This window comes from Aeromonas rivuli (assembly GCF_000820045.1).
In the GTDB taxonomy this organism is placed as follows: domain Bacteria; phylum Pseudomonadota; class Gammaproteobacteria; order Enterobacterales; family Aeromonadaceae; genus Aeromonas; species Aeromonas rivuli.
The window spans coordinates 1-16,282 of sequence record NZ_CDBJ01000015.1 but is presented as its reverse complement, the minus strand read 5'-3'; the positions used below and the strand labels follow the sequence as shown (position 1 = coordinate 16,282).

General features: G+C 61.1%; 13 protein-coding genes. 4 read left to right on the top strand and 9 right to left on the bottom strand.

Annotated elements, in window-relative coordinates; genetic code table 11:
• Window positions 1-64: 64 nt before the first annotated feature.
• From BN1130_RS01510 to BN1130_RS01475, 8 genes are all read right to left on the bottom strand, one after another.
• On the bottom strand, window positions 65-673 hold the full coding sequence (locus tag BN1130_RS01510) for a thiol:disulfide interchange protein DsbA/DsbL (RefSeq protein WP_042039847.1): 609 nt from the start codon (window positions 671-673) through the stop codon (window positions 65-67).
• Window positions 674-828: 155 nt separating this feature from the next.
• A complete protein-coding gene (locus tag BN1130_RS01505) occupies window positions 829-1,818 on the bottom strand; it encodes a serine/threonine protein kinase (protein ID WP_042039846.1) in 990 nt (329 codons plus the stop codon).
• 86 nt (window positions 1,819-1,904) lie between these two features.
• Window positions 1,905-3,356, bottom strand: coding sequence for a cytochrome c oxidase accessory protein CcoG (gene ccoG, locus BN1130_RS01500; RefSeq protein WP_042039845.1), 1,452 nt, complete (start codon window positions 3,354-3,356; stop codon window positions 1,905-1,907).
• 196 nt (window positions 3,357-3,552) lie between these two features.
• Complete coding sequence (locus BN1130_RS01495) at window positions 3,553-3,816, bottom strand: YihD family protein (protein ID WP_042039844.1); 264 nt, start codon at window positions 3,814-3,816, stop codon at window positions 3,553-3,555.
• 29 nt (window positions 3,817-3,845) lie between these two features.
• A complete protein-coding gene (locus BN1130_RS01490; protein ID WP_042039843.1) occupies window positions 3,846-5,000 on the bottom strand; it encodes a GGDEF domain-containing protein in 1,155 nt (384 codons plus the stop codon).
• A 174-nt stretch (window positions 5,001-5,174) separates the two neighbouring features.
• The gene (cueR, locus tag BN1130_RS01485) at window positions 5,175-5,564 is read right to left on the bottom strand and encodes a Cu(I)-responsive transcriptional regulator (RefSeq protein ID WP_042039842.1); all 390 of its coding nucleotides are present in this window, start codon (window positions 5,562-5,564) and stop codon (window positions 5,175-5,177) included.
• A gap of 133 nt (window positions 5,565-5,697) precedes the next feature.
• Window positions 5,698-8,076 (bottom strand): heavy metal translocating P-type ATPase, encoded by a 2,379-nt coding sequence (locus BN1130_RS01480; RefSeq protein ID WP_042039841.1) that lies wholly within the window; start codon window positions 8,074-8,076, stop codon window positions 5,698-5,700.
• A gap of 134 nt (window positions 8,077-8,210) precedes the next feature.
• The gene (locus BN1130_RS01475; RefSeq protein WP_042039948.1) at window positions 8,211-8,399 is read right to left on the bottom strand and encodes a hypothetical protein; all 189 of its coding nucleotides are present in this window, start codon (window positions 8,397-8,399) and stop codon (window positions 8,211-8,213) included.
• 347 nt (window positions 8,400-8,746) lie between these two features.
• On the opposite strand from BN1130_RS01475, the gene pgi reads away from it, so the two are divergent.
• Complete coding sequence (gene pgi, locus BN1130_RS01470) at window positions 8,747-10,396, top strand: glucose-6-phosphate isomerase (RefSeq protein ID WP_042039840.1); 1,650 nt, start codon at window positions 8,747-8,749, stop codon at window positions 10,394-10,396.
• Between the two features lie 128 nt (window positions 10,397-10,524).
• Here the strand turns inward: pgi and ilvC are convergent, their stop codons facing one another.
• Window positions 10,525-12,006: a ketol-acid reductoisomerase gene (ilvC, locus tag BN1130_RS01465; RefSeq protein ID WP_042039839.1), complete on the bottom strand. Its 1,482-nt coding sequence runs from the start codon at window positions 12,004-12,006 to the stop codon at window positions 10,525-10,527.
• Window positions 12,007-12,252: 246 nt separating this feature from the next.
• Here ilvC and ilvY point away from each other — a divergent pair, with 246 nt between their 5' ends.
• The 3 genes from ilvY (at window position 12,253) to BN1130_RS01450 (ending at window position 16,089) form a co-directional block, all read left to right on the top strand.
• Window positions 12,253-13,146 carry an HTH-type transcriptional activator IlvY gene (gene ilvY, locus BN1130_RS01460; protein WP_042039838.1) on the top strand — a complete coding sequence of 298 codons (894 nt, stop codon included), beginning with the start codon at window positions 12,253-12,255 and terminating at the stop codon, window positions 13,144-13,146.
• Window positions 13,147-13,246: 100 nt separating this feature from the next.
• Window positions 13,247-13,438: a hypothetical protein gene (locus tag BN1130_RS01455; protein WP_042039837.1), complete on the top strand. Its 192-nt coding sequence runs from the start codon at window positions 13,247-13,249 to the stop codon at window positions 13,436-13,438.
• A gap of 74 nt (window positions 13,439-13,512) precedes the next feature.
• Complete coding sequence (locus tag BN1130_RS01450; RefSeq protein WP_042039836.1) at window positions 13,513-16,089, top strand: bifunctional acetate--CoA ligase family protein/GNAT family N-acetyltransferase; 2,577 nt, start codon at window positions 13,513-13,515, stop codon at window positions 16,087-16,089.
• The last annotated feature ends 193 nt before the right edge of the window (window positions 16,090-16,282 follow it).

The window sequence follows — 16,282 nt, the reverse complement described above, 5'->3', positions numbered from 1 at the left end:
CAATCCCCCATAAAAAAACGCCCGCCGGTTTGCACCGGCGGGCGTTTTATCAGGGTCAGGGCAATCAGTCTTTCTTGGCGAGCAAGAATTTCACCAGCTGATTGAACTGCTCCTGGGAGGTGATGGATTCAATCTTCACCATGTACTTGCCGTTGACCAGGAAGGCCGGTACGCCACGCACGTTGTAGGTCTCGGTGTTGCGATCGAACTGGGAGACCATGCCGGAGACGGCGAAGCTGTCCACGGCACCGGTGAACTCTTCGGCCGGTACGCCGTTGTCGACGAAGATTTTCTCCACATCGTTGCGGCTCTGGGGCACCTGACGCTTGACGTGGATGGCATCGAAGATGGCTGGGGTCAGCTTCTCTTCAGCCTTGAGCAGATTGGCAACCGCATAGGCGCGCTGCAGCTCGGGGCCCATCTCGCGACCGAGGAAGGCGACCGGGTTCTTCTTCAGGGTCACCCCTTCCGGCAGGCTCTTCTGCAGATCGTCCACGATCGGCTCGAACTTGAAGCAGTGAGGGCAGAAGTAGGAGAAGAACTCCATGACCTCAGGCTGAGCACTGCCAGTCTGTTTGACTACCTCATAGTTGACGCCTTCCTTGAACTCAGGGGCGGCGTGAACCATGGGTATCATCAGCATGGCAGCAAGAAAGCACAGTATTTTTTTCATGATGTTTCCTGTTAAGGGGAAGCAGTGAGGCACGCCCGGAGAACCGAAGCAGACCAAGCCTATTGCGTCCCCCTCCCGGCGTCAATGGCAAAGGAGGGGGGCCGCAGGGCAAGCCCTGTCATGATGCGGCACTATGGCAATCGCCGGCTCAGGCGTCACCAACCCGGTGTCAGGGTCAGAGGAGGCGCACTCAGGGCCGCCAACTGCTCATGCAGGCTGGCGATCTGGCTGCGCCAGTAGTGCTCGGTATTGAACCAGGGGAAGTGGCGGGGGAAGGCCGGATCCTCCCAGCGCCGTGCCAGCCACCCCATGTAGTGCACCATGCGCATGGCGCGCAGGGGCTCTATCAGCGCCAGTTCACGGTGGTCAAATTCCATGAACTCCTCATAACCGGCCAACAGGGTATCGAGCTGGATAAGCTGCTCGCTACGCTCCCCCGAGAGCAGCATCCAGAGATCCTGAATGGCAGGCCCGGTGCGGCTGTCGTCGAGATCGACGAACATGGGGCCATCGCGCCAGAGAATATTGCCCGGGTGGCAGTCGCCGTGCAGGGCTATCTGCGCCACATCGAGGCGCAGGGCATCGGTCACATGCTTGGTCAGCTCGTCGAGCAGGCCGAAGAACTCCCGGGCCAGACCGCTCGGCAGCCACTCTCCTTCCGCCAGCAGGGCACGCGGCTCATGGAGCATGCTCTCTACATCGAGGCGAACCCGGTGCTGGAAGGGCCGAGTGGCGCCGATGCTGTGGATACGGCCCAGGTAGCGGCCCACCCACTCCAGCTGATCCAGATTATCCACCTCGAACTGGCGGCCACCGACGCTATGCCAGATGGCGAAACCGTAGCCCTGATGCTCGAGCAGTGTCTCCCCCGCGAAGGCGATGGGAGCCGCCACCGGGATCTCGGCCTCGTTCAGGGCGGCGGCGAAGCCATGCTCCTCCAGGATCTGGGCCCGGCTCCAGCGCCCCGGCCGGTAGAACTTCACCACATAGCGGCGCCGATCCTCATCCTGAAACTGGTAGACCCGATTTTCATAGCTGTTGAGCTCGATGAGACCGGAATCGACACGCAGACCACTGAGGTCCAGGGCATCCAGGATGAGATCGGGATTGAGGTCGGAATAGTTGAAACGCATGAGATCCACCATGAGAAAGGGGCGCCGATGCGCCCCATTCTATCATTACCCCGGCAAATGATTGGCGAAACTGGCCCGCCATTTGCGTCATATCATCCTCACAATCGGCTGATGAACTTGCTGGCCTGACGCAGCTCTGCCTTGCCATCATCAGGGGCCGCATCGGCCCGCCTGAGCACGAACTGGATATCCAGGGTCGGCCGTTTCAGGTTGTAGGGATCCACGGCCAGGCTGATGGGCAGGGTATAGATCTCGCCAGCCTTCAGGGTCACCTCCCGCGGGCCGAACCACTGGTGTTCGGGCAGGCCCTCTACGTCCAGCGCGAAGACCTGGGCATGGAGGGTCTTGTTGAGGATCTTGAGGGTATAGGTGTTCTCAATCAGCCCTTCGCTGTTCTCGCGGAACAGCTGGTTGCGATCCCGGATGATGTCGAGCCCCATGGGCATGATGGACATGGCGTTGTAGGCGAACACCCCCAACATGATCACCATCACCAGGCCATAGCCCAGCAGCTTGGGCCGCGCCACATGGGTGCTGTCGTGCTCCAGCTTGTGCTCCGTGGTGTAGCTGATCAGCCCCTTCTCGTAGCCCATGCGCTCCATGGTGTTATCACAGGCATCGACGCAGGCGCCGCAGTTGATGCACTCGTATTGCAGGCCGTCACGGATATCGATGCCGGTCGGGCAGACCTGCACGCAGAGATCACAGTCGATGCAATCCCCCAGGCCCAGGGTCTTGGGATCCACCTTGCGGGGACGGGGGCCCCGGTGCTCGCCGCGCTTGGTGTCATAACCGACGATGAAGGTGTCCTTGTCGAACATGGCGGACTGGAAGCGGGAATAGGGGCACATGTGGATGCACATGATGGCGCGCATCCAGCCCGCGTTGCCATAGGTGCAGGCGGCGAAGAAGATGACCCAGAAGGCAACCCAGCCGGAGGCTGAAGCGGTGAAAAACTCGGGTATCAGCGCAGTGGCATCCTGGAAGTAGGCCACGAAGGTCAGCCCGGTGCCCAGCGACAGCAGGATCCAGGCCAGGTGCTTGGCGCCTTTGCGCAGCAGCTTGTCCGTATTCCAGGGGGACGCGTCCAGCTTGCGGCGCTTGTTGGCCGAGCCCTCGAACTTCTCCTCGAACCAGATGAACATGAAGGTCCACACCGTCTGCGGGCAGAGATAGCCACACCAGACCCGCCCCAGGAAGGTGGTCACGAAGAAGAGGGCAAAGGCGGCAATCATGAACACCCAGGCGAGCAGGGTGAGATCCTGAGGCCAGATGGTGGCGCCGAAGATATGGAACTGCTGATTGCCGATATCGAACAAGATGGCCTGTCGGCCGTCATAACGCAGCCAGGGCAGGGCGACGAAGAGCACCATGAAGAACCAGCCCATCAGCTTGCGCAATCGCTGCCAGCGGCCAGTCTGGGCCCGCACATAGATACGATTGCCCGGATTGAACCTGTCGTCGCTCGACTTGAAGGCATTCGGGTTGAAGCTCCCGGTCACGCCTGTGTCGGTGACATCCTTGATGTCGATCTTCTCCTGGTCGGCCATTGCTACCCATCACTCCAGTAATTGTTATGGCGCGGATTATATCTTAAACAGCCTGCTAACAGTGTGGGTTTGATCTGTTGAATATTGGAGCGCTGTCGCAATTTTCAGCAACAAAAAAGGCCCATTGCCAGTTGACCATGCGCCTTTCTTTCAGATTCTCTTGAAACCCGACCCTGCCAGCCAGGTCGAGCGGGGATCACTTGATGCCACGCGCCTTGAGCAGGGCTTCTTTGAAGTCTGGCACGCTGTCCTTGGCCAGACCCGGGATCATCGCCTGCTTGTCGGCATCGCGCATCTTGAGGTGGTAGATCAGCATGTCATCGGTCAGCTCGGAGAGCGAGCCCTTGAAGCCAGCCTCTTCGGCCAGCTTGGCCACGAATTGCACCAGGCTGAGATCCTGTTCCTTGACCCAGGCGGGTTGCAGTAGCTCGAGCAGCTCTTCGATACGATGACATTGCATAGACGACCTCTTTATCTGTCAGTAATGAGTCAAGCCACCTTACCCATCAAGGCGACTTCGATCCGATCCCGGCCATTATGCTTGGCCTGATAGAGGGCCGCATCCGCTTTTTGCACTAAATCCGTAATTTCGAAGTGGTTATCCGGCACCAGGGTTGCCACCCCGAAGCTGCAGCTCACCTGGCCAGAGACCAGCGACTTCTGATGGGGGATCTGGATCTGCTTGAGGGCATCACGCACCTGCTGAGCCACCTGCAAGGCGCCTTGCATGCTGGTGCAGGGCAGCAAGAGGGCAAACTCCTCCCCCCCATAACGAGCAGCCAGATCATCTTCGCGGCGCGGCACCTTGCCGAGCAGGGCTGCAACCTGTTGCAGACACTCATCACCGGACTGATGGCCGTAGTAATCGTTGAATTGCTTGAAATAATCCACGTCTATCAGCACCAGGGAGAGTGGCGCCTGAGCCCGATGACAACGGCGCCACGCCTTGGCCAGACAGTGATCCAGATGGGCGCGATTCGCGATGCCGGTCAAGCCGTCACGGCGCGAGGTGAGCTTGAGATGTTCCGAGACAATCTTGAGTTCGGCGACCAGATTGGCATTGGAAAAACGATGATAGAGGGAGGCGGCCTGATCCCGGCGCAGACGGCGCAGCAGGGTCGGCAGGAACACAAACAGATAGCCCGAGAGCATGCAGGCGACGATCCGCTCCTGCTCATTGCCCTGCGCCAGCTCGAACAAGATGGCGAGTCCCAGGGGCAACATGGCGCCATAGAAGGCACGTCGGCTACCAAACAGCATGATGGCGCTGCCGGTCAGGATCAGGCTGGTCAGCATCATCATGGCGGCGCGATAGGCGTCGGGCAGCTGACCCATATAGAGCAATACGCCGAGGGCCCAGACGATGGAGGTGATGGTCACCCCGATGAACAGCTCCCGCTCGAGCAGGGCCAGGGGGGTAGTATCGAGCCGGGACTGACGCCAGCGCAGGTGCCATCCCCGGCCACAGAGCGTCAACAGCACCATGCCCAGCCAGGTCAGCGCCTCGATGGCGGGCAGGTAATCATGGAACAGCAGCGCCCATCCCAGGGCCAACAGCGCCAGACAGGGCAGACTGAACGAGGCATGGGTATAGAGCTGAGCCATGATGGCTTGCCTGACCTGTCGTGTCACACTCTGGCTCAAGGGGAAGGTACTCCATTTGCGATGGCCGCATAGTCTATCCCAGCCCCCGACAGCCAACAACAAACGGCCAGTTATTAACCACTCAGTCAGCCAAGGCCGCTGCCAGTGCAGTCTGATTCTCAATAAAATACATAACAATCAACATTTTAAATACATATTGTCCCTGGTGATGGCTCACCCCTTCTCCAGTTCGTCGAGGATGGGACAATCGGGTCTGTCATCCCCGTGACAGCAGGTCACCAGACCCTCCAGGCTGGTCAGCATGGCCTGCAGCCCCTTGATGCGATCGCGCAGATCGACGATCTTCTCCTGAGCCAGCTTCTTCACCTGAGCGCTGCTTCTGTGCTTGTCGCGATAGAGCGCCAGCAACTCCTGACACTCCTCCAGGTTGAAGCCGGTCTCCCGCGCTCGCTTGACGAAATGCAGCTCGCGCACCGTCTCCTCCCCATAGCTGCGATAGCCGTTATCGCTGCGCTGAGGGGGGGTGATAAGGTCAATGCTCTCGTAATAACGGATGGTCTTGGCACTGAGGCCTGTGGCCTGAGCGGCCTTGCTGATATTCATGACTGACTCCTGATTGCCGGCTGCGCCACTGGCGGCCGGCGTACTGTTGCAACATCGAACGAGCAGGCCGGGTCATCCCCCGCCCCATCGTCACTGTGTTCACCCAAACATGTAAGCTGCACTGTCACGCGGCTCAGCGTGATGCCCGTCCGGCCTTGGGCTGCCAACGCTTGAGCAAGAGCGAGTTGCTCAGCACCATCACGCTGCTCAGGGCCATGGCCGCCCCTGCCAGTTCGGGGCTCAGATAACCCAGCGCCGCCAGGGGAATGCCAATCACGTTGAAGGCGAAGGCCCAGAACAGGTTCTGGCGTATGGTGCGCCAGGTGGCCGCCGAGATGTCGATGGCATCGGCAACCAGCCGTGGATCGGCTCGCATCAGGGTGATGGAGGCCGTCTCCATCGCCACATCCGATCCCGACCCCATGGCAATGCCAACATCGGCCGCGGCCAGCGCGGGGGCATCGTTCACCCCGTCCCCCACCATGGCCACCAACCCCTGGACCTGCTCACGCAGCGCCTCAACCTTGGCCACCTTGCCATCCGGCAGGACGGAGTCGAAGGCCCCGGTCAGCCCCAACTTGGCGGCGATATGCGCCACGGGGGCCGCGGCATCGCCACTGACCAGCCAACTCTCGATGCCCCGTGATACCAGCTCGGCGACCGCCGGCCGGCTCTCGGGGCGCAGCTTGTCTGCCAGCACAGCTACCCCGGCCAGGGTATTATCGATGGCGACCCAGACCCGGGTCGCCCCATCCTGACTCTCGGGCACTTCGACCACCAGCCCCAGGGTCGCCATCAACGCAGGATTGCCAATCGCGACCCTGTGCCCCTCGACCACCCCCTGAATACCGGCCCCGATCCGCACCTCGACCTCTCGGGGCTCGGCCAGCGCCAGCTCGCCTTGCGTCTCGACCATGGCCCGGGCCAGGGGATGTTCGCTCGCCTGTTGCAGGGCCGCCGCCAGCCGCAGGGAGTCCGCATCACCACTCCAGCTCTGCAGCACTGGCCTGCCTTCGGTCAGGGTGCCCGTCTTGTCGAAGATGAGCGCCTTGATGGCATGGGCCTTCTGCAGGGTATCCACGTCCTTGATCAGTATGCCGTGACGCGCAGCCACCCCGGTGCCGGTCACTATGGCGGCTGGCGTGGCCAACCCCAGGGCGCAGGGGCAGGCAATGACCAGCACCGCCACCGCCGCCAACAGGGCCTGACCAAAGTCACCTGCCCACACCCACCACAGCAGCAGGGTGAGCAGGGCGATCACCATCACCACCGGCACGAACACAGCCGAGACGCGATCGACCAGCTGCTGTAATGGCGCCTTGCCCATCTGGGCGCGCTCGACCAAAGCGATGATCTTGCTGAGGCTGGAGTCCTCACCCACAGTGGTGGCCTGGATGGTCAACACCCCGGAGCCATTGATGGCGCCGCCCAGCACCGCATCGCCAACCCCCCGCAGCACCGGCATGCTCTCACCGGTGAGGATGGATTCGTCCAACTCGCTGCTCCCCTGAATGATGCGACCATCCACCGGCACCCGCTCGCCGACCAGCACCCGCAGCGTGTCCCCTCGCAACACCTCGTCCACGGAGACGCTGACCCACTCCTCCCCCCGTAACAGGGTTGCAGTATCGGGCCTCAGCGCCATCAGCTCGCGGATGGCCGACTGGGTGCTGCGCCGGGCGCGGGTCTCGAGCAGCTTGCCCAGCGAGATGAGGGTGATGATGAGGGCGCTCGCCTCGAAATAGAGGTGACCAGAAGCCTCGGCCCCCAGACTCAACCAGAGGTAGAGGCTATAGAAATACGCGGCGCTGGTACCGGTCGCGACCAGTACATCCATGTTGGCGGCCTTGTTTTTCAACGCCAGCCAGGCCCCACGATAGAAGCGCGCCCCTATCCAGAACTGCACCGGGGTCGCCAGCGCCCACTCGGCCCAGGCGGGCAGATGCCAGCTCAACAAGCCTGCCATGGCGAACATCCCCATGAGCAGCGGCAGGGTCAACAGGGCGGCGATCACCACCTGACCCAGCGCCCGCTTCGCCTCTGTGCGCTCCTGTGCCTCCCGGGCCTGCAACTGTTGCTGGCGCGAGGTCACGCTGCCGCGTACCAACTCGGCACCAAAGCCCAGCGCCACTATCTGATCCCGCACCGCGGCCGGGCTCAGCAAGCCGGGCAGCAGCCTGAGCCGAGCCAGTTCGGTGGCGAAGTTGACCTCGGCCGACTCTATGCCCGGCAGCGCCGCGAGGGCACGCTCGATGCGGCTGGCACAGGCGGCGCAGCTCATGCCGCTCACCTGAAAATCGACTCCCTCGCTTGGCACCTCATAGCCTTGCTGGCGAATGCTCGCCACGACGTCGGGTAGTTGCGTCTCGCTCTGCAGTGCCACGGCGGCCTGCTCCAGGGCGAAATTGACACTGGCCTCGACACCGTCGATCCGGTTAAGTGCCGTTCCTATGCGGCTGGCACAGTTGGCACAACTCATGCCGCGGATCGGCACCTGGATGGATATGGTCATGATAAGCCTCCTGCGACTCACTGTGCAGCAACCTTAACCTTTACTGTAAGGGGAAGCTCAAGCATAAAAAATAACGAGGCACAGCCTCGTCATCGAAATACGCATCTCCTCGCCCCAACTGCCGGGGTTATCGCTCAGACCAGGTGACGAGCCACCCGGTTGAGCAGCGGACGAGCCAGCAGATAGCCGCCGAGCATGGCGCCCATGACCGCCAGTACTCGCACATCGAGGGAGGGGCTCAGGCGGGCGGCCAACAGTGTCAACAGGCCAATGAGACCGGTGGCTAGCAGGCTAAGGGCAAACAGGGACAGGGTGGATTTCATATCAATCTCCTCGGGCGTGACCATCCATGGGAGACCTGGATCCTTGTGGTCAAAGCGTAACCACGCCAGGCTGGACTCACGCTGATCTGGCGCAATGAATGTGCAAACGGACCCACCCTGACCCGATCCCCAACGACACAAGCCGGATAAAAGATGAGCAGGCTCAATGCCACCGCCACAGGGCTGGCTCATAATTCGGGGGTTTTGAATGTAAACTGGGTGCGGCCAGGGCGAGACACTCTGTTACATGAGTCCACTCACCGGCTCGGTATACTAACCACAATAATAAGGTTTGGCGGGAACCTTGCCTGCAAGGTTCAAATACAATTTGGAATCTCAGGAATCCTATGAAAAATATCAATCCAACCCGGACCCAGGCCTGGCAGGCTCTGGATGCTCACTTCGCCGCAGAGGGCAAGATGCAGCTCAAGGAGCTGTTTGCCAAGGATGCCAAGCGTTTTGACACGTTCTCCCTCACCTTTGGCGGCGACATCCTGGTCGACTACTCCAAGAACCTGATCACCGAGCAGACTCTCAAGCTGCTGATTGATCTGGCCAAAGAGACCGACCTGCGCAGCGCCATCGATGCCATGTTCAACGGCGACAAGATCAACCAGACCGAGGGCCGTGCCGTGCTGCACACCGCCCTGCGCAACCGCTCCGATCGCCCGATTGAGTGCGACGGCAAGGATGTGATGCCGGAAGTGAACGCCGTGCTGGCCAAGATGAAAGCCTTCTGCGAGAAGATTATCTCCGGCGAGTGGAAGGGCTACACCGGCAAGGCAATCCAGCATGTGGTCAATATCGGTATCGGCGGTTCGGATCTGGGCCCGGTGATGATCACCGAGGCGCTACGTCCCTTCAAAAACCACCTGCAGATGCATTTTGTCTCCAACGTCGATGGCACCCACATCGCCGAGACCCTCAAGCAGATCGATCCGGAAACCACCCTGTTCCTGGTGGCCTCCAAGACCTTCACCACCCAGGAGACCATGACCAACGCCCTGAGCGCCCGGGACTGGTTCATCAATATCGCCGGTGACAAGGCTCACGTGGCCAAACACTTCGCTGCGCTCTCCACCAACGGCAAGGCCGTGGCCGAGTTCGGCATCGACACCGACAACATGTTCGAATTCTGGGACTGGGTCGGCGGCCGCTACTCCTCCTGGTCTGCCATCGGCATGCCCATCGCCCTCTCCCTCGGTTTCGAGCACTTCGAAGCCCTGCTGCAAGGCGCCTTCGAGATGGACATGCACTTCGCCACCGCCTCCTATGAGCAGAATGCCCCTGTGCTGCTGGCGCTGATCGGTCTCTGGTACAACAACTTCCATGGCGCCGAGTCCGAGGCCATCCTGCCCTACGATCAGTACATGCATCGCTTCCCCGCCTACTTCCAGCAGGGCAACATGGAGTCCAACGGCAAGTACGTGGATCGCGATGGCAACAAGGTCGACTATCAGACCGGCCCCATCATCTGGGGTGAGCCGGGCACCAACGGCCAGCACGCCTTCTACCAGCTGATCCACCAAGGCACCAAGCTGATCCCCTGCGACTTCCTGGCGCCGGCCATCAGTCACAACCCTATCGGTGACCATCACCCGAAACTGCTGGCCAACTTCTTCGCCCAGACCGAGGCCCTGGCCTTTGGCAAGCATCAGGATCAGGTGATTGGCGAACTGCTGGCCGCGGGCAAGAGCCAGGCGGAGGCGCAAGCCTTGGCCCCCTTCAAGGTGTTTGAAGGCAACCGCCCGACCAACAGCATACTGTTCAAGAGCCTGACCCCGAAGACGCTGGGTAGCCTGATCGCCATGTACGAACACAAAATTTTCGTGCAAGGCGCAATCTGGAACATCTTCAGCTTCGACCAGTGGGGGGTGGAGCTCGGCAAACAGCTCGCCAACCAGATCCTGCCTGAGCTGAGCGGCGACAGTGTCGTCACCAGCCACGACAGCTCGACCAATGGCCTGATCAACACCTGGAAAGCCTGGAAGGCCTGATGTCCCGGCGTTGACTGCATGCAAAAGCCCCGCTCATCGAGCGGGGCTTTTATTGGCACTGACGCTGTGCTGATCGGGTGTCCAGGCCAGTCAGCGGGCAGGAGTCGTCACCCCCACCCTGAAGAAGCTTAGCCGCCGACGGCGATGCGCTTCATGTCTTTCATATAACCGCGCAGCACATGGCCGATCTGTTCGATCGGATGGTTGCGGGTCGCCTCGTTGGCGGCCAGCAGCGCCAGGTTATCGACGCTCTGGCTGTCAGCCTTGCTGGCACCCAGATCACCGGCCTGCAGGGTCGGCATGAAGTGTTCGCGCAGCAGCGGCACGGCGGCGTTGGCAAACAGATAGTTACCGTATTCGGCGGTATCCGAGATGACCACGTTCATCTCATACAGACGCTTGCGGGCGACTGTGTTGGCGATGAGCGGCAGCTCGTGCAGGGATTCGTAGTAGGCGGACTCTTCATAGATGCCGGACGCGACCATGGTCTCGAACGCCAGCTCTACCCCCGCCTTGACCATGGCCACCATGACCACGCCGTTGTCGAAGTACTCCTGCTCGGCAATCTTGCCAGCAAACGCCGGGGCATTTTCGAAGGCAGACTTGCCGGTCTCTTCACGCCAGCCGAACAGCTTGGCATCGTCTTCGGCCCAGTCGGCCATCATGCCGCGGGAGAATTCGCCGCCGATGATGTCATCCATGTGCTTCTCGAACAGCGGGCGCATCAGGGTGCGCAGCTGCTCGGAGAGCTCGAAGGCACGCAGCTTGGCCGGGTTGGAGAGGCGGTCCATCATCAGGCTGATGCCACCCTGCTTCAGGGATTCGGTGATGGTCTCCCAACCGAACTGGATCAGCTTGCCGGCGTAGGCTTTATCGGCGCCCTCGGCAACCAGCTTGTCGTAGCAGAGCAGGGAACCGGCCTGCAGCATGCCACAGAGGATGGTCTGCTCGCCCATCAGGTCGGATTTCACCTCCGCCACGAAGGAGGATTCCAGCACGCCGGCACGGTCGCCGCCGGTCGCAGAGGCCCATGCCTTGGCGATGGCCATGCCTTCGCCTTTAGGATCGTTCTCCGGGTGGACGGCTATCAGGGTCGGCACACCGAAACCACGCTTGTACTCTTCGCGTACTTCAGTGCCAGGGCACTTGGGCGCCACCATGACCACAGTGATGTCGGCGCGGATCTGCTGACCCTCTTCGACCACGTTGAAGCCGTGGGAGTAACCCAGGGTCGCGCCCTGTTTCATCAGCGGCATCACGGTTTTCACCACGTCGGCGTGCTGCTTGTCCGGGGTCAGGTTCAGCACCAGATCGGCGCTCGGGATCAGCTCTTCATAGGTACCGACCACGAAGCCGTTGTCGGTGGCTTTCTGCCAGGAGGCACGTTTCTCGGTGATGGCTGCCTTGCGCAGGGCGTAGGAGATATCCAGCCCGGAGTCACGCATGTTCAGACCCTGGTTCAGGCCCTGGGCGCCACAGCCCACAATCACCACCTTCTTGCCCTTCAGTACCTGGCAGCCGTCGGCGAATTCGGCCCGTTGCATGAAACGACACTTGCCCAGCTGGGCCAGCTGCTGGCGCAGGTTCAGGGTGTTGAAATAGTTAGCCATGGTGATTGCTCCGTTCGATTAATTCCAAGCCGCTATGGGCGTGATTCCGTGCCGCTATGGGCCTTGACCAAACCACTATAGCGCGGGACAGATATTGCCTGAACTGATATATTCGAAACAGTACGTTGCATAAATTGAAATGTTAACCTGCACTATCCCACGCCGTGTTTCCCTCCACAGCCATGTCTGGGAGACATTGCCCGCACCCTTATATTCGTCACCACAGGCCGACGCAGGAATTGAAAGATGGATCTTCGTAATCTCGAGCTGTTTCTCCACCTCGCCGACAGCTTGCACTTTGGCAAGAGTGCCGATGCCATGGCGGTCAGCCCCTCCACCCTGAGCCGCGCCATCCAGCGCCTGGAGCAGGAAACCGGCTGCATCTTGTTCGAGCGGGACAACCGCAGCGTGCGGCTCACCCCAGCCGGGGAGAAGCTGCGCGAGTTCGGCGGCAACCTGATGCAGGAGTGGCGCAGGTTACGCCTGGAACTCAAGCGCAGTGACGAACCCCTGCAGGGACGACTGCGGGTATTCTGCTCTGTCACCGCCAGCTACTTCCTGTTGCCCGATGTGCTGGAACGCTTCCGCCGTCGTTATCCTCAGCTCGAGATCAAGCTGGAGACCGGAGACCCGGCCCTGGCAGTCGACAAGATCCTCAGTGAAGAGGTCGACATCGCCATCGCCGCCCGCCCCGACGCCCTGCCCGCCAAGCTGGAATTTGCCAGCCTGCAGCAAGTGCCCCTGGTCTTTATCGCGCCGCGGGCCGCCCCCCAGCTCAGCCAGTGGTTCCGCCATGGCGAGCCGGACTGGGAGCGGTTGCCGCTCATCCTCTCCGAGCAGGGCCTGGCTCGCAAACGCTGCGATCAGTGGTTTCGCAACAAGGGCATCGCCCCCAACATCTATGCCGAGGTCGCAGGTAACGAGGGGATAGTCGCCATGGTGGCCCTTGGCTGCGGCGTGGGTCTGGTGCCCGCCGCCGTCATAGACCACAGCCCCATGGGGGAAAAGGTACGCATCGTCGAACCCAAGCCTGCCCTCAAGCCGTTTGATGTGGGCATGGGAGTGCTCAAGAAGCGGCTCGATGAGCCCCTGGTCAAGGCGTTTTGGGATACGGCCAAGGGCCAGCACAACTACGGTTAGCCTCTGCCTGGCCAGCGTGATGACAGATCTGACAGCTATCGCCGTCACCCCCTTTGACTACACTAGGCTCCCCTCACTCAAGGAGACCCAAGGAGTCGCCATGAAGGATCACCTCGTCGAAATCAGGAGCCCGGTGTTGTTTGAAGAGTACTTGCAGAGCATGGGCCTGCCCCGCACCTGCCTGGAACAGGAGCAGGAGATCTATCGCCAGGACCGCCATCTGGCGGCGGTGCGCCTGATCAAGGGGGAGATGCGCTTCTATCTGATGGCTGCTGAACTCGGCAAGCGTTGATACCGCATCTGGTCACAGAACCCGCCCCTGAGACAGGTTAGACTGAGGCTCTGTGCCCAGCAACGGATGCCCTCATGAAACCCAGCGGCCTGGATCGTCTCTTTACCCCGCACTCCATCGCCGTGATCGGCGCCTCGAGCAATCCCCAGAAGGCGGGCCATGTGGTGATCCGCCACCTGCTGGCAGGTCAGTTCAAGGGGCCCATACTGCCGGTCAGCACCGATAGCCAGGCCATCGCCGGTGTGCTGGCCTATCCGGATGTGGCCAGCCTGCCGCTCGCGCCGGATCTTGCCATCATCTGTACCCGCCGCGAACGGGTGTTACCCCTGGTCGACGCTCTGGGTCAACGAGGTGCCGGCGCCGTCATCATACTGGCTGGCGACTTCAGCGACCAGGAGCGTGCCGAGCTGCAACGCTTGCGCCATCAGTACGGCATTCGCCTGCTCGGCCCCAACAGCATGGGCATGCTGCTGCCTGGCCAAGGCATCAATGCCAGCTTCTCCCCCATCGCCGCCAAGCCTGGTCAGGTCGCGTTTCTCTCCCAGTCTGCGGCGGTGAGCACCACCATTCTCGATTGGGCCAAGCAACATGAGGTCGGTTTCTCCGCCTTCATCTCCCTTGGGGATCACTGCGACATCGACTTTGGCCAACTGCTCGATCAGCTCTCCCGAGACGGCACAACCCGCGCCATCCTGCTCTACATGGACAAGCTGCATGATGCCCGCCACTTTCTCTCAGCGGCGCGAGCGGCCTCGCGCAACAAGCCCATCCTGGTGCTGAAGAGTGGTCGCCACGATCCGAGCCACGGCCTGGATAACGTCTATGACGCGGCCATTCGTCGCGCCGGCATGCTGCGGGTGCGCGACACCCACGAGCTGTTTGCCGCCGTGGAAACACTCAATCATTCGTTGCACCTCAAGGGAGAGCGGCTGGCCATCATCTCCAATGGCCGCGGCCTGGCCAATATGGCAGCCGATGTGCTGCAAGAGCGTGGTGGCAAGCTGGCGGCCGCCCCCCTCGACATCGGCAGCGACGCCGATATCCAGGCCTATCAGGATGCCCTCGACAACGTGCTGCAGGGGGATGAGGCCGATGCCATCTTGCTGATCCATGCCCCCTCCCTCACGGCTCGAGGCGTGGAGCTGGCCCGCAACCTCATCGATTACCTCAAGCAACACCCCAGAGCCAGACGTTTCAATCTGCTGACCAACTGGGCGGGGGAGTTCTCCGCCCAGGAGGGCAGGCGACTGTTCAACGAGGCGGGCATCCCCACCTATCGCACGCCCGAAAGTGCGGTCAACGCCTTTATGCACATGGTGGAATATCGCCGTAACCAGAAACAGTTGATGGAAACGCCCGCCTCCCTGCAGGGGGGCAGAGTGGACTTGGCCCTCTGCAAGAAATTGATCCAGCAGGCCCTGAGCCGCAAACAGTACAAGCTGGATACCCATCTGGTGCAGCCCCTGCTGCAAGCGAGCGGACTGGCCACCCTGCCCACCTGGATAGTCACCGATGCCATAGAGGCAACCCTGACCGCCGAGCAGATTGGCTATCCGGTGGCGGTGAAGTTGAGATCCCCGGACATTGCCCACAAGTCATCGGTACACGGGGTCATGCTCAACCTGCGCACCTCAACCGAGGTGGCCCAGGCCGCCGATGCCATCCTGGATCGGGTACGCCAGCACGACCCCGGCGCGAGGATAGAGGGGCTGTTGGTACAGCGCATGGCCAGACGGAGCGGCGGACTGGAACTGAGGATCCGCATCCAGCAGGATCCGGTATTTGGCCCCGTGATACTGTTGGGGGAGTCCGGTGCAGAGCCCCAGGAGATGGTAGCCGCCTTGCCTCCTCTCAACCAAGCGCTGGCTCGCTATCAAATCATTGAGGCCCTCAAGAGCCGAAAAATCCGTGAGCAGGCGAGCCCGGAGCGCCTCGATATCATGGCCCTTGCCCAGGTACTGTGTCAGCTTTCCGAGTTGCTGCTCGCCTTCCCCGAGATCCACGAGCTGGATCTCCATCCGCTGCAGGCCTGCGGCGACGAGATGGTGGTGCTCGATGCCAGCCTGATCCTCCATGACCAGCCGAGCGCAGCCAGTAGCACACTCGCCATACGACCCTATCCCACAGAGCTTGAAGAGGGGGCCTGGCTAAAAGATCGCAGCCATGTCCTGCTGCGCCCGATCCGTCCCGAAGATGAACCGGCCCATAAGCAGTTCGTATTGCAGGTCTCCGATGAGGACAGATACAAACGCTTCTTCGCCGACGTGGGAGAACTCGGTCATGAGGAGCTGGCCCGCATGACTCAAATAGATTACGACCGGGAGATGGCCTTCGTCGCGGTAGGGCAAGGGGGTGTCTTTGATCAGCAAATCCTGGGGGTGGTGCGTGCCATCTCCACCCCGGACAAGCGAGATGCCGAGTTCGCAATATTAGTCAGGTCAGATCTGAAAGGATTGGGGCTGGGCACCCTGCTGATGGAGAAGATCATCCGCTATGCCAAGGAGGCTCAGATAGGCCAGTTGTCCGGTATGACGATGCCCATCAACCAGGGCATGATCAAGCTCGCCAAGCGGCTCGGTTTTCACATCGATATGCAGCTGGAAGAGGGGGTGGTGGAGATGCTGCTGCCGTGTGGCGGGTCAGGGGAATAAACCTAGCTCCCATCGGTTAGCTCAGCATGGCAGTCTGGCTCGGCAGACCCGCAGGCAAGCACCTGCCATTCCGTTGAATGGGGGCGCCGATGTGCTGGCACAGCAAATTTCAAGCATGAAAAAAGCCCGCTCGTGAGAGCGGGCTTTCAGGGTCTTGCTACCAGTCAAATGCGTCTGCATTTGTGGCCAATCA